Annotated in this window: 17 protein-coding genes and 2 pseudogenes; 11 read left to right on the top strand and 8 right to left on the bottom strand. The window is 70.8% G+C overall.

All coding sequences use genetic code 11. The features are described from left to right. Both KUTG_RS21255 and KUTG_RS21250 read left to right on the top strand, forming a co-directional pair. A pseudogene (locus tag KUTG_RS21255) lies at nt 1-787 on the top strand (TrkA family potassium uptake protein); the annotation flags it as partial. Between the two features lie 79 nt (nt 788-866). After that, a complete protein-coding gene (locus tag KUTG_RS21250; RefSeq protein ID WP_043719004.1) occupies nt 867-2,273 on the top strand; it encodes a M14 family zinc carboxypeptidase in 1,407 nt (468 codons plus the stop codon). A gap of 56 nt (nt 2,274-2,329) precedes the next feature. Here KUTG_RS21250 and nudC read toward each other — a convergent pair whose 3' ends face one another. The 3 genes and pseudogenes from nudC to KUTG_RS21235 form a co-directional block, all read right to left on the bottom strand. Further along, the gene (gene nudC / locus KUTG_RS21245; RefSeq protein WP_232240885.1) at nt 2,330-3,109 is read right to left on the bottom strand and encodes an NAD(+) diphosphatase; all 780 of its coding nucleotides are present in this window, start codon (nt 3,107-3,109) and stop codon (nt 2,330-2,332) included. 421 nt (nt 3,110-3,530) lie between these two features. Further along, nucleotides 3,531-4,923: pseudogene (locus KUTG_RS21240) on the bottom strand (M16 family metallopeptidase). Continuing rightward, nucleotides 4,920-6,203, bottom strand: coding sequence for a M16 family metallopeptidase (locus KUTG_RS21235; protein ID WP_043719000.1), 1,284 nt, complete (start codon nt 6,201-6,203; stop codon nt 4,920-4,922). Before KUTG_RS21235 ends, KUTG_RS21240 begins: the two are co-directional and overlap by 4 nt. 102 nt (nt 6,204-6,305) lie before the next feature. Between KUTG_RS21235 and KUTG_RS21230 the strand changes: the two genes are divergently transcribed. Beyond that, entirely contained in the window at nt 6,306-7,736 is a 1,431-nt protein-coding gene (locus tag KUTG_RS21230) for a M1 family metallopeptidase (protein ID WP_052395162.1), read from the top strand. Here KUTG_RS21230 and KUTG_RS65290 read toward each other — a convergent pair. Both KUTG_RS65290 and KUTG_RS21225 read right to left on the bottom strand, forming a co-directional pair. Then, nucleotides 7,678-7,977 carry a hypothetical protein gene (locus KUTG_RS65290; protein ID WP_052395160.1) on the bottom strand — a complete coding sequence of 100 codons (300 nt, stop codon included), beginning with the start codon at nt 7,975-7,977 and terminating at the stop codon, nt 7,678-7,680. The genes KUTG_RS21230 and KUTG_RS65290 overlap by 59 nt on opposite strands. Continuing rightward, nucleotides 7,962-9,101, bottom strand: a complete 1,140-nt coding sequence (locus KUTG_RS21225) for a DUF2207 family protein (protein WP_052395159.1) — start codon at nt 9,099-9,101, stop codon at nt 7,962-7,964. The genes KUTG_RS65290 and KUTG_RS21225 overlap by 16 nt, the downstream gene beginning before the upstream one ends. Before the next feature lie 349 nt (nt 9,102-9,450). On the opposite strand from KUTG_RS21225, the gene KUTG_RS21220 reads away from it, so the two are divergent. The 4 genes from KUTG_RS21220 (at nt 9,451) to KUTG_RS21205 (ending at nt 13,729) form a co-directional block, all read left to right on the top strand. Beyond that, a complete protein-coding gene (locus tag KUTG_RS21220) occupies nt 9,451-10,326 on the top strand; it encodes a neutral zinc metallopeptidase (protein ID WP_052395156.1) in 876 nt (291 codons plus the stop codon). Next, a complete protein-coding gene (locus KUTG_RS21215; protein ID WP_157494686.1) occupies nt 10,323-11,495 on the top strand; it encodes a neutral zinc metallopeptidase in 1,173 nt (390 codons plus the stop codon). The genes KUTG_RS21220 and KUTG_RS21215 overlap by 4 nt, the downstream gene beginning before the upstream one ends. A 99-nt stretch (nt 11,496-11,594) precedes the next feature. Continuing rightward, nucleotides 11,595-12,824 carry a neutral zinc metallopeptidase gene (locus tag KUTG_RS65285; protein ID WP_157494685.1) on the top strand — a complete coding sequence of 410 codons (1,230 nt, stop codon included), beginning with the start codon at nt 11,595-11,597 and terminating at the stop codon, nt 12,822-12,824. Between the two features lie 521 nt (nt 12,825-13,345). After that, nucleotides 13,346-13,729: a maleylpyruvate isomerase mycothiol-dependent enzyme family protein gene (locus tag KUTG_RS21205; RefSeq protein ID WP_052395148.1), complete on the top strand. Its 384-nt coding sequence runs from the start codon at nt 13,346-13,348 to the stop codon at nt 13,727-13,729. Here the strand turns inward: KUTG_RS21205 and KUTG_RS21200 are convergent. Next, a complete protein-coding gene (locus KUTG_RS21200; protein ID WP_052395147.1) occupies nt 13,726-14,388 on the bottom strand; it encodes a hypothetical protein in 663 nt (220 codons plus the stop codon). The genes KUTG_RS21205 and KUTG_RS21200 overlap by 4 nt on opposite strands. Before the next feature lie 44 nt (nt 14,389-14,432). Next, on the bottom strand, nt 14,433-14,825 hold the full coding sequence (locus KUTG_RS21195) for a hypothetical protein (protein WP_043718997.1): 393 nt from the start codon (nt 14,823-14,825) through the stop codon (nt 14,433-14,435). Nucleotides 14,826-14,907: 82 nt separating this feature from the next. Between KUTG_RS21195 and KUTG_RS21190 the strand changes: the two genes are divergently transcribed. The 4 genes from KUTG_RS21190 to KUTG_RS21175 all read left to right on the top strand — a co-directional run bounded on the left by KUTG_RS21190 (nt 14,908) and on the right by KUTG_RS21175 (nt 19,857). After that, nucleotides 14,908-15,591, top strand: coding sequence for a response regulator transcription factor (locus tag KUTG_RS21190; protein ID WP_043718995.1), 684 nt, complete (start codon nt 14,908-14,910; stop codon nt 15,589-15,591). Next, nucleotides 15,588-16,934 carry a HAMP domain-containing sensor histidine kinase gene (locus tag KUTG_RS21185; RefSeq protein WP_052395145.1) on the top strand — a complete coding sequence of 449 codons (1,347 nt, stop codon included), beginning with the start codon at nt 15,588-15,590 and terminating at the stop codon, nt 16,932-16,934. Before KUTG_RS21190 ends, KUTG_RS21185 begins: the two co-directional genes overlap by 4 nt. Nucleotides 16,935-17,043: 109 nt before the next feature. Beyond that, complete coding sequence (locus KUTG_RS21180; RefSeq protein WP_084579620.1) at nt 17,044-18,456, top strand: right-handed parallel beta-helix repeat-containing protein; 1,413 nt, start codon at nt 17,044-17,046, stop codon at nt 18,454-18,456. Nucleotides 18,457-18,516: 60 nt separating this feature from the next. Then, nucleotides 18,517-19,857 carry a PKD domain-containing protein gene (locus KUTG_RS21175; protein ID WP_198047264.1) on the top strand — a complete coding sequence of 447 codons (1,341 nt, stop codon included), beginning with the start codon at nt 18,517-18,519 and terminating at the stop codon, nt 19,855-19,857. Between the two features lie 36 nt (nt 19,858-19,893). Here KUTG_RS21175 and KUTG_RS21170 read toward each other — a convergent pair. After that, on the bottom strand, nt 19,894-22,044 hold a 2,151-nt coding region (locus KUTG_RS21170), incomplete at its 5' end, for an SbcC/MukB-like Walker B domain-containing protein (protein ID WP_043718986.1).

Here is a 22,044-nt window from a genome sequence, read left to right as displayed (position 1 = left end):
CCAGTCCACCGAGGCGGCCCGGCTGATCAACGTCCTGGTCTCACGCCGATCCGCGCGCTGTTCCTGATCCTGCTGTCGGCAACCACGCTGGAGCTGCTCACCGAGCGCTCCCGGCAGTCGTTCAAGATCCAACGCTGGAGGTCGAAAGTGCGCGACCACGTGGTCGTCGTCGGATACGGCACCAAAGGGCCGGGCCGCGGTCGTCACGCTGCTCGGCGACGGCGTCGACGCGGAGCAGATCGTGGTGGTGGACACGGAGAAGCCGGCCCTGGAGGCCGCCTCCGCCCGCGGACTGGTCACCGTCACCGGCTCGGGCACGCGCTCCGACGTGCTGCGCGTGGCCGGCGTGCCCAAGGCGCGGGCGATCGTGGTGGCCACCAACCGCGACGACTCCGCCGTGCTGGTCACGCTCACCGCCCGCGAGCTGGCCCCCAAGGCGCACATCGTGGTCTCGGTGCGTGAGGCCGAGAACGAGCACCTGCTCCGCCAGTCCGGCGCCGACCAGACGGTGGTCTCCAGCGAGACGGCCGGGCGGCTGCTCGGCATGGCCACCACGACGCCGAGCGTGGTGGCCATGGTCGAGGACCTGCTCACCCCGGATGTCGGCCTGGCCATCGCCGAACGCGAGGTGGAGACCGGCGAGATCGGCGGCTCGCCCCGGCACCTGTCCGACATCGTGCTCGGCGTCGTCCGCAGCGGCGTGCTCTACCGGGTCGACGCCCCCGAGGCCGACGCCATCGAGACCGGCGACCGCCTGCTGTACGTCAAGAAGGTCACTCCGGCCTGATTCCCGCCCTTCGTTGGTTATGCGGGTCACATCCCGGCGCTACCGTCCGTGCTGGCCCTTTCACCCTGCGGGAGGACACATGGCACGGCGTTTGCCCCTGCCCATCGGCGGTGTCGCGGCGGTCATCGCCGCCGCGGCCGTACTGCTGCTGCCTCAGGCCGGCACGGCGACCACCACCGTGGCCGCCACCGAGAGCACGCAGTCCAGCCAAGCCACCTTCGTCTACCGGGTCTCCGGCGCCTCGGCCGACGCGGAGAAGCTCTTCTCCTACGGCTTCGACGTGCTGGAGGACCGCGACGGCAACGACCTGTTCGTGCTCGGCGCGGCCGCCGAGGGCGACCGCCTGCGCGCGGCCGGCTTCACCGTCAGCACCGAGAGCGCGATGACCCCGCCGAGCTGGACGCCGCCCAAGGCGCGGGCGACCAACAGCCCGACCGCGGCCGACGCCGGCGAGACCTACTACGGCGGCTACCACACGGTCAACGCCCAGTACGCGCACATGGACCAGGTCGCCCAGCAGCACCCGGACCTGGCCACCTCGTTCACCTACGGCCAGTCCTGGCTGAAGTCCAAGGGCAAGGCCGGCTACGACCTCAAGGGCATCTGCATCACCAAGAAGCAGGCCGGCGACTGCGCGCTCAACCCGAACTCGGCCAAGCCCCGGTTCTTCCTGATGGCGCAGATCCACGCCCGTGAGATCACCACCGGCGACGTCGCGTACCGCTGGATCGACTACCTGGTCAACAGCTACACCACCGACAGCACGGTGAAGGCGCTGCTGGACTCCACCGAGATGTGGGTGGTGCCGATCGCCAATCCCGACGGCGTCGACATCGTGCAGCAGGGCGGCAACTCGCCCAAGCTCCAGCGCAAGAACGCCGACAACAGCCACGGCAGCAGCTGCGGTTTCGGCGGCCAGATCGGCGTGGACCTCAACCGCAACTACAACACGCACTTCGGCGGGGCGAGCACCTCGACCGACCCGTGCAACGAGGTCTACAAGGGACCGTCGGCCGACTCGGAGATCGAGAACACCGCGATGGAGGGCCTGTTCCGCAACCTGTGGCCGGCCCGCCGCAGCGGCACCGGGGTCACCGACCCGGCGCCCGCCGACACCAAGGGCATCATGATGACGATGCACAGCGACGGCAGCGTGGTCATCTTCCCGTGGGACTACAGCTCCAGCGTGCACACCGGCAACGACGCCTCGCTGCGGGCCATCGGCAAGCAGCTGGGCTCGATCACCGGCTACCCGTACGGCCAGGCCGGCCAGGTGCTCTACAACGCCTCCGGCAGCACCGACGACTGGTCCTACGACAAGCTGGGCGTGGCCAGCTTCACCATCGAGGTCGGTGACAACGCCGGCCGCGGCTGCAGCGGCTTCCTGCCCAAGTACTCCTGCCAGGACAGCTTCTTCTGGCCGAAGATGCGCCCGGCGCTGGTCTACGCCGCCCAGCAGGCCAAGGCGCCCTACCAGAACCACTGACACCGCACTAAGGAAAGGGGCGGCGGCCGACCCCGGCGGCCGCCCTTTCCCCACGGTCAGCCCTTGGCCCAGGACTCCAGCATTCGGCGGGCGATGGAGGTGACGCCGGGCAGGATCAGGCCGGGGCCGGTGCCGCCGGCGGCCAGCACGGCGCGGACCTCGTCCCGGTGCACCCAGCGGGCCTTCTCGATCTCGCCGTCGGCCGGCACGAGCGGGTGGGCGGCGTCGCCGACGGCGCTGAAGCCGACCATGAGCGAGCGGGGGAACGGCCAGGGCTGGCTGCCGAGGTAGCGCACCGTGTCCACGGTGATGCCGACCTCCTCGCAGATCTCCCGCACCACGCACGCCTCCAGCGACTCGCCGCCCTCGACGAAGCCGGCCAGCACGGAGTACCGGTCGGGCGGCCAGATCGGTTGGCGCGCAAGGAGAACCTGGTCGGCGCCGTCGTGCACGAGGCAGATGACGGCCGGATCGGTGCGCGGGTACTCCTCGCGCCCGCACCCGGTGCAGTGCGTGGCCCAGCCGGCCCGCCTGGTCTCGACCCGCGACCCGCACTTGGCGCAGAAGCCGGCGACGTCGTGCCAGCTGAGCACGGCGACCGCGGTGGTCAGCAGCCCGGCGTCCTCGGCGCTGAGCAGGCCGCCGGCCAGCCGAAGGTCCTGCCACACCGCCTCGTCGGTGTCGGGCAGCGTGGCGTCCCAGCCCATGCCTTCCTGCACGGGACCGTCGGGCTCGGCCCGCACGGCCCAGTAGCAGACGCCGTCCTGCTCGCCGAGCAACACGGCGTCCGACGGTGGCGTCGGCCCTTCGGTGGCCCGGAAGTCGAGCACCGGCATGTCGCCGGAGCGACCCATCGGCGCCCGGCCGCGGCGGTCGACCGGCAGCAGCTTGGCGGTCGGCCACAGGCGGACTCACCGTCAGTAAAATCGTCGTGGTTCATGACTCCAGCCTCGTAGCATATGTAGCGAGTCTGTGTAGGTGACTCTGCACAGTCCGGTGGAGATGAAATCCGGCATGCACCGCAGCTTGTGATTGCAGGAGACGGTTATCAATTAGGTCCAGGCGTGATGGTCGTCTCAGCATAAACATGTGTGGGTACTATAAGCACATGAAGTTCGCATAAATCATTCTTCGTAACGTGTAACACAGATGAGATCGTTAAAACCCAGTGCCTGACAAATCCAACTCCTTTGGGATGCACGGCCCTCATGGATAGTAGCAACCGTGGAGCTAACAATGCGGCGTATCTCATCCGTGTCACACATCCGCATTGCGCAGCTTGACGGGCCAGCATGAAAGCCGCAATAAGGGCAGTAACGAAGGTTCCGGATCCCTTACCCCGACGATGCCGGTGAACCGGGTCGGCGCGAAGTGCTGCTCCGCCGCCTCGGCGACCTGCTCCGCGGTTACGGCGGCGATGCGCAGCGGCTGGTCGCGCAGCCACTCGTAGGACATGCCCATCGCGCCCAGCGCGACGAGTGTGGCGCACAGACCCGACTGCGAGGAGGTGGACGTCAGCAGCGAGCCGATGGCGTACTGCCGAGCGTTCTCCACTTCGGACGCACTCGGCGGTGACAGCACCAGCCGGCCCAGCTCGTACCGGGTCTCCCAGAACGCCGCCGGCGTCACGCCGCTGGCGGTGTCGGCCTCGACCAGCACGGTGGCGCTGTCCTTGGTGAACTCGAAGTACGAGTGCGCGCCGTAGGTGTAACCCTTGTCCTCACGGATGTTCTCCACCAGGCGCGAGGAGAAGTAGCCGCCGAACACCAGGTTGGCCACCTGCAACGCGGCATAATCCCGGGTCCGTGCGCGGCAACGTCTGCGCGGACAGCCGGATCTGCGACTGCACGGCGCCGGCCCGGTGCACGAGGTGCACGTCGCCCGGCGTCAGCACGGGCAGCTTCGGCAGCTCCATGGCGCTGCCGTCGGACTCCCAGCCGGACAGCGCCGCGCCGACGGCCGCCACCGCGGCGTCCGGGTCGACGTCGCCGACGAGCACCAGCAGCGAGCCGCGCGGTAGCACGGAGGCCTTGTGCAGCGCCCGAACCTGCTCCGGCGAGACCTCGCCGATCTCCGCCGCCTCGGGCATCTCCTTGGCGAAGGGGTGGTCGCCGTAGCGGTGCGTCTGCAGCGCCTCACGGGCGATGACGCTGGGCTGCGACCGAGCCATGGTGATGCGCTCGACTAGGCGCTCCGACTCGCGAGCCACCTCGTCGTCCCGGTACACCGCGCCGGTCAGGGCGTCGGCCAGCACGTCCAGCAGCACGTCGAGGCCGCTGGCCAGGGCGCTGCCGCCGATGCTGATCCGCTCAGGGTCGACCGCAGAGCTCAGGTCGGCGCCCACCGCGGCCAGGTCGGTGTCGAACTGCGTGCGGTCGCGGCGCTCGGTGCCGGTCAGCAGCGTGTTGGCCAGCACCTCGGCGCGGGCCGCGTGCAGCCGCTCGGTGCCCGCGAACGGGATGCGCAGCCGCAGCTCGACCATGGGCACGGATTCCTTGCGCACGGCGATGACCCGCAGCCCGTTGGGCAGCACGGTGTCCACAAGGGACGGTTGCGCCGCCGCGGTCTGCGTGCCGAGAGCGGGCAGCGGACGCGGCCCCTTCTCGGTGTGGCCGATCTGCTCGGCCGTGCGGTAGCTGACTGAAGTCACTGGTTGCCTCCGGCGGCGGGAACGACGAGCACGGCCCGGGAATCCGGCCGCAGGGCCTTGGCGGCGGCCGCCACCTGGTCCGTGGTGACGGCGCGGATCCGCTCCGGCAGGTCCGACGCCAGCTCGGCGCGGCCGTGCAGCAGCTCGGAGGCGCCGTAGGACAGCGTGCGGGAGGTGATGCGGTCGTGCTCGCGGTGCATCGTCGCCGCCCACCGCGCGGCGACGCGAGCCAGCTCGTCCTCCTGCGGGCCGGACGCGGCGAGCTTCTCCAGCTCGTCGTCCAGCACGCCGAGGATGCGGTCCTCGGACACCTCGGGGGAGTGCATGGCCGTCACGGTGAACGTGTCGGGGTCGCGGGCGTCCAGCGGCCCGAACAGGCCGGCGCCCACGGAGATGTCGGTGACCAGCGGCTCGCGGTGCACCATGCGCTGCTGCAGCCGCGAGGCGTCGCCGTCGGACAGCACGGCGGCCAGCACCACGTCGGCCAGGTAACCGTCCAGGTCGGTGGCCGGGTCCGGCAGGCGGTAGCCGACCGCGAGCGCCGGCAGCGGCGCGTGCGGGTCCTCGTGCACCGAACGGCGCTCGCCCTGCAGATGCGGCTCCGCGAACGACGGCCGCGGCGGCGTCGGCCGCGCCGGCACGTCGGCGAAGTGCTGGTGCACCAGGTCGGTCGCCTGCTCCAGGGCGAAGTCGCCGGCCACCGTCAGCACTGCGTTGCCGGGAGCGTAGTAGGTGTCGAAGAACTGGGCGCAGTCGTCCAGGTTGGCCTGCTCCAGCTCGGCGAAGTCGCCGTAGCCGTTGTGCGCGTTGGGATAGGTCGAGTACAGCACCGGCGGCAGCCAGATCCACGGGAACCCGCCGTACGGGGCGTTGAGCACCCGCAGCCGGATCTCCTCCTTGACCACGTCGATCTGGTTGTTGAGGTTCTCCTGGGTGATGCGCGGCGCGCGCATCCGGTCCGCCTCCAGGAACAGCGCCCGCTCCAGCGCCGCCGAGGGCAGCGTCTCGAAGTAGTCGGTGTAGTCCGGGTGCGTGGAGCCGTTGAACGTGCCGCCCGACGACTGCACGTGCCGGAAGTGCGCCAGCTTCTCCAGGCTCTCGCTGCCCTGGAACATCAGGTGCTCGAAGAGGTGAGCGAACCCGGTGCGTCCCTCGGGCTCGGAGCGGAAGCCCACGTCGTAGTGCACGCTCACACCGACCACGGGGGCTGTGCGGTCGGGGGCGAGCACCACGCGCAGGCCGTTGGGGAGAGTGAACCTGTGCAGTTCCGGTGCGGCCATGACACAGAGACTACGACGTCGCCGCGTCAGCCCCCGGTCGTACCGAGGTGATCAACCTCAGGTGCGATGTCCGCCTACGGCTGAACTGGGGATTGTTCCCGTATGAGCCTGTCAAGCATGGCCGCGGCGACCGCGCTCGCTGTGTCCGCGGTCACACCATCCCCGCCCCCGCTGCTGCCCGATCTGGGCAACGACGGCTACCAGGTCGCCGCCTACGACCTCACCTACGACGTCACCCCGAGCACGACGTCGTTACCGGGCACCGCCCGCATCACCGCCGTGGCCGATCGCCGGCTGTCTGAGTTCCAGCTCGACTACGCCGGCGGCACCGTCGGCAAGGTCCGGGTCGACGGCCGTGACGCCGCATTCCACCTGGACAAGGAGAAGCTGGTCGTCGATCCGGTCGCGGCCGTGCGGGGCGCCTTCTTCGTCACGGTCGACTTCACCGCCGACCGCGCCGCCAAGGTGCCCTCGCAAGTGGACGACACCGCGGGCTGGGCCAACGGCCCCGACGGCGGCTTCGCCTGGTTCGGGCAGCCCGACCGGGCCCATCTTTTCTTCCCCTGCAACGACGCCGTCGACGACAAGGCCTATTTCACCTATCACGTGACCGTCCCCAAGGGCTGGACCGTCGCCGCGAATGGCTCCCTGGTAGCGCAGAACTACACGAAGTCCGCATCTACTTTCACCTACGCCTCGACGCATCCCTTCGCACCCCAGCTCGCCCAGCTGGCGGTCGGCAAGTTCACGATGGTCACGGGAACCGGCCCGAACGGCCTCCCGCTGCGCAGCGCCGTGCCCGACCCCGTGGCGGCCAAGCCGATGCTGGACCAGCTGCCGAGCTTCCTGGACTGGCTCCAGCAGCGCATCGGCCGTCGCTTCCCGTTCGAGACGGTCGGCCTGCTGGGGGCGGACCACGCCGCGCAGCAGACGGACGCCCTGGAGACGCAGACGCTGCCGGTGTTCCGGGCCGGCGCGCTGGCCAATCCGAAGGAGGCGTCGACCGTCGTGCACGAGCTCACCCACCAGTGGTTCGGCGATTCCGTCGGGGTCGCCGACTGGCACGACATCTGGCTCAGCGAGGGCTTCGCCATCTACTTCGACAGCCTGTACTCCGCCGAGCACGGCGGCCCGTCGCTGGCCGACGAGTTCCGCTGGTCCTACGAGACGCTGGACCCGACGGTCCGGGCCCAGGGCATCACGCCGGGCAACCCCACCCGGCCGGACGTCATCTTCCCGGTCGGCCGCGGCCCCGGCTCACTGGTCGTCTACGCCCTTCAGCAGAAGGTCGGCGACCAGACCTTCCGCCGCATCATCGACGCCTACCTGGACCGCTACCGCGACGGCAGCGCCACCAGCGCCGACTTCATCCGCGTGGCCACCGCCGTCGGCGGCGCGGACCTGGGGCCGTTCCTGCACGACTGGCTGTACGGCGCCACCACGCCGCCGATGCCGGGCCACCCGGACTGGACGCCTAAGCCTTCAACGAGCGAAGGTGCCCTCCCTGCGCCAGCACCCCGTCCAGGGAGCTGAGGAACGCCGGGAAGCGGCTGGCGAAGCGGTCCAGGTCGCGCACCTGCTCCGCCTCGCCGAACCAGTACAGGCCGGGCGTGCCGTCGGCGTCCGGGTCGAGGCCGCGGAACACCGACAGCCAGCGGTCGGTCTGGCCCAGCACCACCGCGTACGGCAGCGACCGGGAGAACACCATCTCCCGGTCGCTGTCCGGGATGTCCGTGGGGGAGACGGTCGTCAGGTACGTCAGCAGACCCCGCACCTGGTGCAGCAGCGCGCTACCGCGTCGCGTACGGGCCGGCATGGACCGCGAGCCGCCCCCAGCGCGCCGCCGGCGAACCACGAAAAGCCCAGCAGCGCGTGGCCGATGGTCAGCGCCAGCACCACCGTGAGCACGATGCCGAGCGCCATGATGCCGCCGCCGGCCCACCACCAGCGGCTGCGCTCGGTGTCGGGGCGCCGCGCGAACCACTCCTTGGCCACGACGTCGGAGTACAGCGCGTTACGCACCGCCGTGAGGTCCACGCCCTTGCCGCGCAGCTCCGACAGCCGCACCTGCTCCGCGTCGCCGAGCAGTGACGTGTACACCGCCTTCTCGTACGGCGTGAGCGAGTCGTCGGCGGGGTTGCGGCGCACGATGCGCCAGTCCAGCACGCCCTCGCCGTCGGGCACCTCGTCGATCCACAAGTAGTTGCGCACGGCCAGATCGATGACGGTCGCGGTCACGTCCACCACGTCCACGTGCTCGTCGATCACGGTGCCGACCTGCCCCGGCAGCACGCCGTCAGGCGAGGCGAACGCCACGTGGCCGCCGGCGTCCCGCGCCAGCACCTCCACGGGACCCACGTCGCCGGCGAGCGCCTTCGCGTCACGGCCGCGGGCGTACCAGAGCAGGCCGATGCCCACGAGCAGCAGCACGACCAGCACCAGCAGGCCGATGCCGGTCTCCGGCGTCAGCGCGAAGGCCGACGCCAGCTGGTTGGTCGCCGCGATGCGCTCGTTCACCGGCACCGAGCCGTTGGGCAGGCCGATGGCGAAGTCCACGCGCTGGCCCGGCGTGAGCGTGTCCTGCTCCGCGGTCGGCACGCCGCCCTCGCCGATCTGCGACAGCCCGCACGCGGTCGTCGAGTCGGGATCGCCGGCCAGGCAGGTGATCGACTGCGGCTCGGCCGGCGTCACCACGGACACCGTGAGCCGATCGATCGTCACGTCCCAGCCGCTGGCCACCTGCCAGCGCACGTCCTCGTGCGAGCCCTGGTCGGCCACGGCGCCGTCGACCACGTAGCTGACGGTCGACTCGCCCGCGCCCAGGTGCACGGTCAGGTTCTGGTCGTCGGCCGACGCGCTGCCGTTGCCGGACACCTTCGGTTGCGTGACCGTGTACACGCGCTCGGTGTCGGGGCCCGCGGTAAACAAACAGCGGCGCGATCCGGTTGGCCGACTTGCCGGCCGGCACGGTGACCTTCTCGCTGACCGTGAGCTTGCCGTCCCGCTCGACCTTCAGCGCGACCTGCGACTGCACGCCGCCGTCGGCCGGCGTCGCCTGCGCGGCGACCAGGGCGCCCGGAGAAAGCAGGGCGCCGGCGGAGAACCCAGCGCCAGCGACGGAGAGCGTGACAGTGGCCACGGCCAGGCCCCAGTTGGTGAACACGGGAGCGGACAATAGTCCAGCCCGCCTATCCTTGCGGCGATATCCACCATCGGGGCCGGCTCGGCCCGCGAGCAGAGGGCGTAGATGGACAACCGGGGCGCGTTCGACCTTCTTGCGAGTGGTGCTCCGGTTCGGATTCCACAGCGGACATCGGCGCAGCGCTACATCTCGCTCGCCGCGCTGGGTCTGGTGCTGCTGCTGGTGTTCGGCGTCGACTACCTGCGCCCCACGGAAGCGATCGCCGGTGCGGCACAGGCTGAACCGCCGCGGCCGGTCGTTGCGCTCGCGACCAATCCGCTGCTGACCTACACGGCGTCGCTGGCCACGGGCACGTGCACGCTGCCCAAATTCGGCCGCGCGTCCGAGGAGTTGCGCGCGTACCTGACGGCCGAGCTCACGTGCCTCGACGCCGCGTGGAAGCCGGTCGTCACCGCGCTGGACATGCCGTTCCAGCCTACGAAGCTGACCATGGACGACAGTTCCGGCTCGTGTCGCTCACGCGGCGACGGCACGCCCGTGGCGTTCTACTGCGGCGCGGACAACGAGTTACACATGCCCCTGGAGTCCGTGCTCGACGGCACCGACGGCATCCCGGCTGTGGTGCTCGGCGTGCTGGCCCACGAGTACGGGCACCACGTGCAGGACATGAGCGGCATCCTGCTGGCCGAGTCACGCCGTGAGGCGAGCGCCGGCCGCGACACGGACGCTGGGTGGGAGCTTTCTCGGCGGTTAGAGCTGCAGGCGAACTGCTTCGCCGGTATGTTCCTCGCCAGCGTTGCCGGCCACGGCTCGGTCAGCCGGTCCATGGCCGGCGACGGCGCCGCCGCGTTCGCCGACGGTGGTGGCGAGAAGGATCACGGCACCGCGGCGCACCAGGGCCGGTGGGCGCAGATCGGGTACGAGCAGAACAAGACGGCCGCGTGCAACACGTGGGCGGCGCCGCAGGGGGACGTCAGTTGAATCAGTGGAACTCCGGCGATGTTCCGCCGCAGAATCCGTTGCCGCCGCCGCTGCCTAGCCAGTACCCGCAGCCCAGCCCTTACCCGCCGCCCATGCAGCCGCCGCCGAACCCGTACTACGGCCAGCAGCCGCCGCCCAGCTACAACCCGTACGCGATGCCGCCGGCGCGACCCGTCATGCCGCCGCCGCTGTCTACACACGGAGCGCTGGCGCGGGCCCACGGGCCGATGGGGCCGCCGCAGCAGTTCTCGCCCTACCCGCCTCCGCCGCCGAGGCGGCCGTCGCGGCGCCCGTTCGTCACGCTGTTCCTGATCGGACTCGTGGTGCTGGGCGTGGCCGTGATCGGGCTGAGCGGGCACGGCCGCAGCCGGCAGCGCGCCACGCCGTCGCCCACCAACCTGCCTACCTCCGTGCCGACGAACTCGCCCGGCACCGGCGGCGGTGGCGGCACCGAAGACGGCGTGGACAAGCTGGGCGACAACCCGCTGTTCACGGCCCAGGGGCCCACCTCCGTGACGTGCACGCTGCCGCGCTGGCAGTCGGTGTCGTCGGCGTCGAACGCGTACTTCACCGCTGCGCTGCCGTGTCTGGACCGGGCGTGGCAGCCCGTGCTCCAGTCCGTGAAGCTGCCGTTCCATGAGCCGAAGCTGGCCTTCCCCAGCGGCAAGACGTGGAGCAGCCCCTGCGGCTCGGTGTCGCAGGAGGAGGCCGCGGCGTTCTACTGCAACGGCGACCAGACCCTGTACATGCCGATCTCCGGTCTGCAGACCGACGAGATCGGCAACCGCCCCGGCGCGTACCTCGCGGTGTTCGCGCACGAGTACGGCCACTTCGTGCAGGACCTCAGCGGCGTGCTCACGGCCGCGCACAAGCAGGAGTACAACGGCGTCGACCCGGACAGCCCCGCCGCCCTTGAGGTGTCGCGCCGCATCGAGTTGCAGGCGCAGTGCTTCTCCGGGCTGTTCCTGGCCGCCGCGGCCGGGCACGGCTCCGTCGACAACACCGTCACGCGGGACGCCCAGAACACGCAGGACCGTGGCGACCAGCCCGGCGAGCGCCGCGACCACGGCACCAGCGAGCACGCGTCGGCCTGGTGGACCCAGGGCTTCGTGAAGAAGACGGTCGCGCAGTGCAACACGTGGGTGGCCAGCAGCTCCGACGTGCAGTGACCGATCGAGGGGGAGAACTGCCGTGACTGAGCTTGCGAAGTCACCATTGAGCACGGGGACCTGGGGCGCAGACCCGCCGAGCGCTAGCGAGGTGGGACTGTGACCCAGCCGCCCGGCTGGCAGCCCGGTTATGGCGGCATGCCGCCGGCGCGCCCGCTGCCGCCGCCGGTGCCCAGCCCGTATCCGAACAGCCCGTATCCGAACAGCCCGTATCCGACCGGGCCGTACGCGCCGTCTTATCCGCCGCCACCGATCACCCCGCCGCCGGTGAACTGGTCGGCGGCATCCGCCGTACCACCAGTGATGCCGCCACCAACGAGCACTTGGCACGGCCAGCCGCCACCAAGGCGGCCTTCGCGCGGGCCTCTCGTGGCCATCGTGCTGGTGGGCGTGGTGCTCGTCGGGGTGGCGGCGATCGGCCTGAGCCAGCTGGGTCGGTCCAAGCCCACGGCCCACTCCGACAACACGCCGACCATGACGTACACGCCCGAGGCGACCACCACGACGTCCCCCACGCACACCACCACGCGCCGGACCACGACCACGCCGCTGCCGACGACCAGCCGGCGGACGACGTCCCGGCCGCCGGCCACGACCACCCAGCCGGCCGGGCCGCAGCCGGTGGCCAAGCTGGCCGACAATCCGTTGTTCGAGGTCGGCGGCCTGCCGGCGACGACCTGCAAGCTTTCGCGCTGGACCACCGATCCGGCCGGCGCCGAGCGGTTCTTCCGCAGCGCGCTGCCCTGCCTGGACGCCGCCTGGTCGCCCGTGATGAAGGCGGCCGGCCTGCCGTTCTTCGCCGCCGACCTGGCCTTCCCCGACGGCGGCACGTGGAACAGCCCGTGCGGCTCCGAGACCGCCGCCAGCGGCCGTGTCGCGGCGTTCTACTGCCCGACCGACAACACGATCTACATGCCCTTCGCCGCCATCCAGACCGACCTGTACGGCGCGCACCCCGGCGTCTACCTGGCGCTGTTCGCCCACGAGTACGGGCACCACGTGCAGGACATGGCCGGCCTCGACCTGGCCTACGGCCGGGAGACCAACAACGCGGCCAACGACGACGTCCGCCAGGAGCTGTCCCGCCGGTTCGAGCTCCAGGCCCAGTGCTTCTCCGGCATGTTCCTGGCCGCCACCTCCGGCCGCGGCGACGTCGACGGCAACATCACCCACGAGGCCCAGACCACCCAGCAGCGCGGCGACCACCTCGGCCCGCCGCGCGACCACGGCTCCGACGAGCACGCCGTCGGCTGGTGGACCTCCGGCTTCCAGCGCAACAGCCTCGCCCAGTGCAACACCTGGTTGGCCAGCTCCGCCGACGTCGCCTGAGTGGCAGGCTCGCGGCATGGAGACTCGCGAGTGGATCGCCGCCGTGGGCGGGCAGGGCGAGCGTATGGCCGCCGCGGCCCGAGCGGGCGGGGCTGGACGCACCCGTGCCGCCTTCACACCAACCCAGATGCCTGATTTATCCAGGAGTTATGGATAATGGGTAAGCGTCGTGGTTGCGAACGTCTTCGATCGAGCGTTAGTTGACCCAACATGTTCTGACGGAGGCCCTATTCCGAATTCTCTATCACTCATTTACCCCAGCAAAGAGAGCGCCTGCTATCCTGCGTAGTTCAGTCCGACATGGAACCCGAGTAGATTCCGACGACATCATCTCAGGGAGTTTGATTGAATTATCATTATCCAATCCTTAGATAGCGGGATTCTTCTAGGGACGGTGAAGCGCCCTTGGGGTTTTTTACCATGCACTTTCATACCGAATGGGTAAGCCTGGGGAGACCTTAGCCAAGCGCGCCAGGGGGATCAGGAAGAACGCAGGGCGATCGTCTTCTAAAGTCAATACTATGGCTCCACTTGTTCACGAGACCACGATCCACAGCGTCGACGCCGAGGCCGCCGCCGGGCTGCCCTCGCCCATCCCGTCCTCGCTCGCCGCTGACGGCGTGGACGAGATGCTGTGCGGCCTGCTGCCCCGCAACCGTGGGCTGCACGCCGAGGAGGAGCGGTCCGCGCTGGTCAGCGCCACCGACACCGGCGACCACTGGCTGGTCCGCTACGGCCCGGAGCGCCCGTCGGGCGTGCGGGTGGAGTCGCCGGTGGAGGCCGACAGCACCGTCGCCGGCACGGCGGCCGAGCTGTACCTGTCGCTCTGGAACCGCGGTCCCTGGGACGGCCTCACCGCCGACGGCGGTCTGGCGTCGTTGTGGACGGACAACGTCCGGATCTAGGGGTGCGGGGTGGGCTCGACGTTCTCCTCGGCCGGGTCGTCCTCGCCGGCCGGATCTTCCTCGTCGTCGAGGGCCTCGGGTTCCTGCTCCTCGGCCTGCTCGGAGTACATCGGCTCGGGATACGCCGGCTCCGGGAAGCCCGCCTCCGGGAAGGCCGGCTCCGGGTAGGCGGGCTCGGGGAAGGCGGGCGGCTCAGAAGCGCCGATCACCGGCGCCGGAGCGGCCGTTTTCGGAACTGGCCGGTATCGAATGAGGTACGCGTACAGCGCGCCGGCCACGGCGCTCAGGCAGAGCAGCACGGCGGTCAGCCGGCCGTCGCGGTTGCCGGCGACCTGCGAGGCGTCGGCGGCGTGCGCGCTGAGCTGGCCGTTGTCGGTGGTGACGACGACGTCGAGAGCGGTGCCCTTGGCCTGGCCGCAGCCGTCCAGCGGGGCCTGCTTCTTGGCCCCGTCGACGGTGAACTCGACGGTGTCGTGGGCGTTGCCGCTGCCGCACTCGGCCGAGGTCACGACCGTGGCCTTGGTGTGCACGGCCGACGGCGAATCGGTGTTCGGGAAGCCGAGCGTCGGCCACCACACGAGCACCGCCGCACCGATCCCGACCAGCCCGATGACCAGCAGGATCAGCACCCATCGCACCTGGGTCTGCCGAGCCGCCACGCGACCATCGTTCCAGACGACCGGCCGCGTGGCACCCAAGCCCGTCAGGAAGTCGGCGTGGTGGTCGGCGCGGCGCTCGAACCGCGCGGCTGGGCCACCCGCACGGTCAGCGCCTGCTGACCCTTCACGACCGCGGTCACGCGCTGCCCCTGCTGGAGCGGCCCGCCCTCGATCTTCGTGGCCGAGTCCGTGGTCAACGTCTCAGTGCTGCCGTCCTTCTTGGTCACGGTGAGCTGGCTGCCGGACACCGTCGCGACCGTGCCGGCGACTCGGCTCTCGCCGGCGGGCAGCGCCTTGGCCTTGCCCTTCGTCGGCGTGGCTGACGCCGAGGTCGACGGCGCGGGGGAGCCGTTCGCGGCGGTGGAACAGGCCGTCACGGACAGGGCGGCGGCCGCGGTCAGGGCGAGCGCGCCGATGGTGCGGGTCAGGGAGGTCATGACAACCACCGTCCCGGCCGGAGCTGAGCGGAGCCTGAAACGTCGGCGGGCCGCCGCCCACGCGGCCGTCCCGCCGACCAGAATGGGTCCCGTGTCGGTCGCCCGGATCTTGATCGTCGAGGACACCGAGGCGATTCGCGCCGCGGTGCGGTCCGCGCTGCGTGACAGCGGCTACGAGGTGCTGGCCCGGGTGGACGGCCGCGAGCTGGAGGCCGACCTGGCCCAGTTCCGGCCCGACCTGGTGGTGCTGGACATCATGCTGCCCGGTCGCGACGGCTTCCAGCTGCTGGAGGTGATCCGCCGGGCGTCCACCGCCGGTGTCGTCATGCTGACCGCGCGGGACGGCGTGCCCGATCGGCTGCGCGGGCTGGAAGCCGGCGCCGACGACTACGTGCTCAAGCCGTTCGTGCTGGCCGAGCTGGTGGCTCGGGTTGGTGCCGTGCTGCGGCGGCTGGGCCGCACGCCGTCGACCGTGCAGATCGGCGACCTGCTCGTCGACGCCGACTCCGGCGTCGTGCTCTACGCCGGCTCGACCGTCGACGTCACCGCCACCGAGCTGCGGCTGCTCTGCTACCTGGCCGCGCAGCGTGGGCGTGTGGTCAGCAAGACCCAGATCCTGACCAGTGTGTGGGGCTACGAGGACTACGACCCCAACCTGGTCGAGGTGCACGTCAGCGCTCTGCGCCGCAAGCTCGAAGCGCACGGGCCGCGGCTGCTGCACACCGTGCGCGGGCTCGGCTACGTGCTACGGGCCGGTGCCGCGTGAAGAGCGGCTCGCTACGGCTGCGGGTCACGCTCGCCGTCACCCTCGCGCTGGCCGTCGTGCTCGTCGCGCTCGTGGTCGTGGTCGACGCCCTGTTCGGCCGGCAGACCGTGCAGGACCAGAACAACCTGATCCGCGACCGATTGCAGCTGGCCAAGCAGTTGGAGACCCGACGCCTGCAACCCGAGCAGCTGTACGCGCGGCTGGCGGTGGGCGGCTTCATCTTCGTTCGGGTCCAGACGCCCAGCGGCCTCGACTACGGCAACAAGCCGTCGCCCACCGACTCCACCGCTCGCACCTACACCTACCGCAACGGCACCCGGATCACCTTCTACGCCGATCCCGACACCCGGCCTCAGGCCACACTGCGCCGGCTGCTGCTCATCGTCGGCATCTCCGCGTTGGTGGTCACCGCCGTCGGGCTCATCTTCCTGGTGCGCTTCGCGTTGCGGCCGTTGGACCACATGGCCACCCTGGCCCGCTCCATCGCCGCCGGCGACCGGGGCCGTCGGCTCGCGCCCGCCCGTACCGACACCGAGCTCGGCCGCACCGCCGCCGCCTTCGACAGCATGCTCGACGAGCTCGAGGGCGCCGAGCAGCACGCTCGGCACGCCGAGTCCCGCACCCGCCAGTTCGTCGCCGACGCCGCGCACGAGCTACGTACCCCCATCGCCGGCTTGCAGGCCGTCGCCGAGTCCGTGCTTCAGCAGAGTCCCGAGACCGATCCCGAGGAACGCGACCGGATGCTCCTGCTTCTCGTCCGCGAGTCCCGCCGGGCCGGCCGCCTCGTCGACGACCTGTTGGCCCTGGCCCGCATCGACGCCGGCCTCGACCTCCAGCACGAGCCCGTCGACCTGCGCCACCTCGCCGACGCCGAGGCCGACCGCACCCGGGTGCTGGCCCCCGACCTCGCCGTCTCCGTCGACGGCCCCTCCGTCGTCGTCACCGGCGATCCCCAGCGCCTCGCCCAGGTCCTGGCCAACCTGATGAACAACGCCCGCCAGGCCACCGGCGGCTCCGGTGGCATCGCCCTCACGGTCGGCGCTTCCGCCGGCTACGCCCAGCTCCTCGTGGTCGACGACGGTCCCGGCATCGCCGACGCCGACCGTGAGCGCATCTTCGACCGCCTCGTCCGCCTCGACGAGGCCCGCGCCAGCTCCTCCGGCGGCTCCGGCCTCGGCCTGCCCATCGCCCGTGGCATCTGCCGCGCCCACGGCGGCGACCTCCGCTGCGAGGCCCCGCCGCCCGGCCACACCGGCGCCGTCTTCCGCATCTCGCTGCCGCTGCTGTCCAGCGCCGACGCCCCGACCGTCGCCTTCCCCGTGCCGACGCCCAGACCTGCGTAAAAGCCGCATTCACGACATTTTTTCCGTAGTAACGGTCAACGGTTCCCGGTCGATACCGAGGCAGGAATGGTGTGCCCACCGCGGGCGCCGCATTAGGGGGATCGACCGAATGCCAAGACGTCTCGTGACGTCGGCGGTGACGCTCGCGCTCATCAGCGCGGCCTCCGTCGCCATCGCCGCACCCGCCGGCGCCGCCGGAACCGACCTGTACGTGGACCGTTCCAAGGCGGCCTGCCTCGACACCGGCCCCGGCAGCCAGCTCCAGCCGTTCTGCACCATCCAGGCCGCCGCGAACGTCGTCTCGCCCGGCCAGACCGTGCACATCGGCTACGGCCAGTACGCCCCGGTGACCATCACCAGGTCGGGCACGCCCGACGCGCCGATCACCTTCGTCGGCGTCCCGTCGGGGACCTTCATCGGCCTGTCCGACCAGGGCGTGTTCTCGCCGCGGGCGGTCACGGTCAGCGGCGCGCACGACGTCGTCCTGACCAAGCTCAGGACCTACGCCACCGAGGCCGCCGTAGTGGTCGACCACTCCGACCACGTCGCCGTCGACGGCAACTACATCAGCGGCAGCGCGGTGGCCCCGAACGCCAAGCCGGGCATCGGCGTCGACCTGGTCAACGGCAGCGGCCCGGTCGTCATCAGCCGCAACAACATCCTGAACTGGGGCACGGCCGGCGTCTCCGTCGCGCCCGGCGTCACCGGCGCGACGGTCACCACCAACCTCATCCGGTACAACTTCGCGCCGGGCGTCGTCGCCACCGACGCCCCGGGCACCGTCGTCACGAGCAACACAGTGATCGACAACTGCGTCTCCGGCATCACGCTGGCCGGCGCGTCCACCGGCGCCGCCGTCGAGAACAATCTGCTGCACAACAACCACAATGTCCTCGACGGCCAGGCCAACTGCGGGCCTTCGGACACGACCGGAGAGCTCGTGGTGGCCGCCGGCTCCACCGAGCACACCGTCGTCGACCACAACCTGGTCAACACCGCGCAGTCCGACGTCCTGTACAGCTGGGGCGGCACGGCGTACTCGACGCCGGCGGCCTTCACCGCCGCCTCAGGCCAGGGCACGCACGACATCAACGCCGACCCGAAGCTCGGGCTGGGCGACGATCCCACGCTGACCGAGGGATCGCCCGCGATCGACTCCGCCGACCCGGCCGCGCCGGGCGAGCTGGCCACCGACCAGGTCGGCGGGGCCAGGGTCGACGACCCGCTCGTGGCCAACGCCGGGCCGGGCTTCGCCGACCGCGGGGCCTTCGAGTTCCAGGACCCGTTCAAGATCACCAGGGTCAAGGCCACGCCGCGTGAGGGCCCCGCCCCGCTGGCGGCGACCGTCACGGGGACGATCGACAACCCGTGGTCGACGCCGGTGAGGTACACGATCGCCTTCGGCGACGGCAGCGCCCCTGTCACCACCGACACGCCGACCGCCCAGCACACCTACACCCGCGTGTTCGACCCGATCCCCAGCGCATGGCTGAACACGGATGACAGTTGCGCAAGTCCGTAGCTGGGCGTTCCCCATGCAACGAGAACATGCAGAATGCCCCTACTTTCTCTTCAATATTTTATGCTGCTCATTCGCTCCTTTGCTAAATGTCGTTATAATCGCCCAATGCACTCCGGAGGTCCCGGGGAGGACTACGACTTCGGCGACGGCAGCCCGGTGGTGAAGGACCCGAACACCAACACCTTCCGGCACACCTACGCGACCCCCGGCAGCTACACGGTCAAGCTGACCATCCATGACACCAACGGCGGCACGGCCGAGACCACGCAGCAGATCAGCGTGGGCGGCGCCTACTATCCGGCCGGGCCGCAGCGCCTGCTGGACACGCGTGACGGCGGCGGCCCGCTCGGCGCCGGCGGCCAGACGGCCGTGCAGGTGACCGGCGTGCAGGGCGTGCCGGCCACCGGCGTCACGGCTGTCGTGCTGAACGTGACGGCCACGGACACCACCGACAACAGCTTCCTGTCGGTTTTTCCCAGTGGTAGCCCCAATCCGGGCACGTCGAACCTGAACTTCACGGCGGGTCAGACGGTGCCGAATCTGGTGACGGTGCCGGTCGGTCCGGACGGCAAGGTGGTGGTGGCCAACCATTCCGGCTCGGCCGACGTCATCGTCGACCTGGAGGGCTACTACCGCGCCACGCCGGCGGAGGAGACCGGCAGCTTCCTGCACACCGTGCAGCCGCAGCGCGTGGCCGACACTCGCGACGGCACCGGCGGCGTGCCGATCCAGCAGATCGGCGCCAACCGGGACCTGTACGTGTCGCTCAGCGGCGTCGGCCATGACACGCCGTCGGACGCCAAGGCAGTGGTGTTGAACGTGACGGTGACCAATCCGACCGCCGACAGCTTCCTCACCGTCCACCCGGACGGCGGCCCCCTGCCGACGGCGTCCAACCTGAACTACCGCGCCGGGCAGACCGTGTCAAACCTGGTGATCGTGCCGATGTCGGCCAACGGCGTGGTGGCGTTCCACAACTTCGCCGGCAGCGCCGATGTCGTCGTCGACATCGCGGGCTACTTCATCGCGGGGCCCAACGGTTTCACCCAGACGACGGCGTTCACGCCCGTCGCCCCCTCCCGCCTGGTGGACACCCGTGACAACGCGACGACCATCGGCCCCAACGCCACCCTCGGCCTCAAGGTCGCCGGCGTCGGCTCCGTGCCGGGCAACGCCAAGTCCGTGGTGCTCAACGTGACCGTCGTGAACGGCACCGCGAACAGCTTCCTGACGGTGTTCCCGAGTGGCGACCGCCCGGCGACGTCGAACCTGAACTTCGGCCCGGGGCAGGTGACTCAGGGTCAGGTGATCGTGCCGATCGGCCCGGACGGCAAGGTCGATTTCTACAACCTGGCCGGCTCGGTCGATGTGGTGGCCGACGTGTTCGGGTACTTCGCGTAGGACCAGGGTGGGGGCCGAGAGGCCCCCACCCTGCTTCTACGGGTCCTCGCGGTCCAGGCCCGCGCCGTCCCAGGTGGTGTGCGTGCAGGCGACACCACGGCCGTTCTTGGGCCGCAGCACGTCGTAGATGTGCATGCGCGGGATCTTCGACGACACGCCCCAGCCGCTGGGCCAGGTGATCACCCAGTCCATGTCGAGGTCGACGAGCAGCCCCAGCATGCGGGCGATCGTCGGGTCGTCGAGACGTTCGAAGGCCTCGTCGAGCAGCACCAGCCGCAGCGGGGCCTCCTCACCGCCGCTGCTGACGGCGTCGTAGAACGAGGCGGCGGCGGCGAAGAGCGTCACGTACGACACGAGCCGCGTCTCACCGGAGGACAGCTGCCGCAGGCGCCGCACCCGAGGCTTGCCGTCGGGCCCGGAGTCGCGGACGCGGACGGTGAACGAGTACCAGGTGCGGTAGTCCAGGGCCCGCGCCAGGATCTCGGCGTAGCCGCTGGAATGCGTGTCCCGCTCGGCCTCGATCCGCTCGGTGATGACCTGCCGCAACAGGTCGTCCTGCTCGGACGTCCGGTCGGCCAGCGGGGTCCGCACCAGCTCAAGGGCCTGCTTGGTCCGCTCGTCCAGGGCCGCCGACGGCCGCCACTCCAGTTGGACGTGCACGCCCTGGCTCGATCGGGCCTGGTCGAGCACGTCGTTCATCCGCCGGCACAGGTCCTCGGCGACCTCGATCTGCCCACGCAGCCGCTCGGCCAGGTCCCGGATCAGGTAGTCGGCGAAGATCGACTGGTACCGCTCACCGAGGAAGCCCCGCTGCTCGGCCAGCCGCTGCGACACCCGCAACGCGGCGTCGGCCACCGGCCGGGGCCCGTCCTCCCCGGTGACGGTCACGGTGAGCACGCCGCCGGCCGTCTCGGCGCCGATGTCGTGCGTGCCGGCCAGGGAAGTCTGCAACACCTGGAGCTTGCCGATCACCGTGCCCTCGGTGGATCCCTTGCGGTCGGCGGCCCCGTCGATCAACGCCAGCGCACCGTCCACATTGGACGGGGCGCCGACCTCGGGGAACGCCGCCGACCAGATGCCCGGGGCGGCCAGGGCCTGCTCGAACGCCTCCGCCGCAGCCGAGGCGTCGATCTCACGGCCGGTCAGCTGGGCTCTTTTGGTCTCCAGCAACGTTTCCAGCTTCGTCGCCTGCTCACGCAGCTCGACGACCTTCTCCCGGGACTGCGGCAGCTGCTTGCGCACCGACCGCCGCTCCGCGTCCAATGCCGACAGCTGCCGCGAGACCTCCTCGGCCTCGCCGCCGATCGCCGAACTCAGCTCGGCCAACCCGTGCGACCGGTCCGCGTACTCGACGCACAGCGCGTCGGCCGACGACTCCGCCTCGCTCCGGTCGGTCAGCGCCGCGTGGTGGTGCTGCATGGCGTCGATCAGGTCGATGACCGTCCGCGCGCACCGGCCGGCCAACGCCTCGGCCAGCTGCTCGGCGGCGACCCGCGCCTCCGACGCCGCCCGATTCGCTCGATCGAGTGCTTCCGTGTCGACGGTGTCGCCGAGGCCGATGCCGGCCTCGGACGCCGCCTGCACCAGCTCGGCCCGCGCCGCATGCCACCGCTCGTCGCTGGCCTGGTGCTCGGCCCGCAGGTCGTAGGCCCGCTGCTCCGCCTCGTCGGCCGACTCACGGGCGCTGGTCAGCTTGGCGTGGGCGGAGATCAGCTCGCCGTCGTCCGGGAACGCCTCGACGTGCTGCTCCCACTCGCCGGCGGCCGCCCGCGCCTGGTCACACATGCGTTCCGCGTCGGCCAGCTCGATGTGTAGCCGCTCGACCGCCGAGCTCAGCTCCGCCAGCCGCCGCTGCCGCGCCGCCTCCCGAGCGCCCGTGCCGACGAACTCCGCCACCGGCTTGGCCTGCGCCCCGCACAGGACGCCGGCCCGCCACGCGCCACCGGTCGACAGCACCAGACCGGGCGTCTCCGTCGCCGCCGGGTCATCGTCGACACCCACGGCCGCCAGCAGCTTGGCCACGACCTCGGCCGGCACGGGGCACCCCGGCTCCGCCGCCGGAATCAGCACGTCGGCCAGCGTCCGGCCGGCCGCCGCCGGGCCGGCCAGGGCGATCACCTCGGCCAGCCCCGTGTCGGAGACCCGGCCGGTCGCCGACACCCGGGCCGTCAGCAGCCCGCTCGCCTG

Source organism: Kutzneria sp. 744, from assembly GCF_000568255.1.
Taxonomy (GTDB): Bacteria; Actinomycetota; Actinomycetes; order Mycobacteriales; family Pseudonocardiaceae; genus Kutzneria.
Note: the sequence above shows the minus strand (reverse complement) of the source record. Positions and strands in the feature narration are given on the sequence as shown.

Bases quoted from the DNA above. Each gene is read 5' to 3' on its own strand.
- KUTG_RS21250 (WP_043719004.1), top strand. From the start codon at position 867: ATGGCACGGCGTTTGCCCCTGCCCATCGGCGGTGTCGCGGCGGTCATC.
- nudC (WP_232240885.1), bottom strand. From the start codon at position 3,109: ATGCCGGTGCTCGACTTCCGGGCCACCGAAGGGCCGACGCCACCGTCG.
- KUTG_RS21235 (WP_043719000.1), bottom strand. From the start codon at position 6,203: ATGGCCGCACCGGAACTGCACAGGTTCACTCTCCCCAACGGCCTGCGC.
- KUTG_RS21230 (WP_052395162.1), top strand. From the start codon at position 6,306: ATGAGCCTGTCAAGCATGGCCGCGGCGACCGCGCTCGCTGTGTCCGCG.
- KUTG_RS21220 (WP_052395156.1), top strand. From the start codon at position 9,451: ATGGACAACCGGGGCGCGTTCGACCTTCTTGCGAGTGGTGCTCCGGTT.
- KUTG_RS21205 (WP_052395148.1), top strand. From the start codon at position 13,346: ATGGCTCCACTTGTTCACGAGACCACGATCCACAGCGTCGACGCCGAG.
- KUTG_RS21195 (WP_043718997.1), bottom strand. From the start codon at position 14,825: ATGACCTCCCTGACCCGCACCATCGGCGCGCTCGCCCTGACCGCGGCC.
- KUTG_RS21190 (WP_043718995.1), top strand. From the start codon at position 14,908: ATGGGTCCCGTGTCGGTCGCCCGGATCTTGATCGTCGAGGACACCGAG.
- KUTG_RS21180 (WP_084579620.1), top strand. From the start codon at position 17,044: ATGCCAAGACGTCTCGTGACGTCGGCGGTGACGCTCGCGCTCATCAGC.
- KUTG_RS21175 (WP_198047264.1), top strand. From the start codon at position 18,517: ATGCTGCTCATTCGCTCCTTTGCTAAATGTCGTTATAATCGCCCAATG.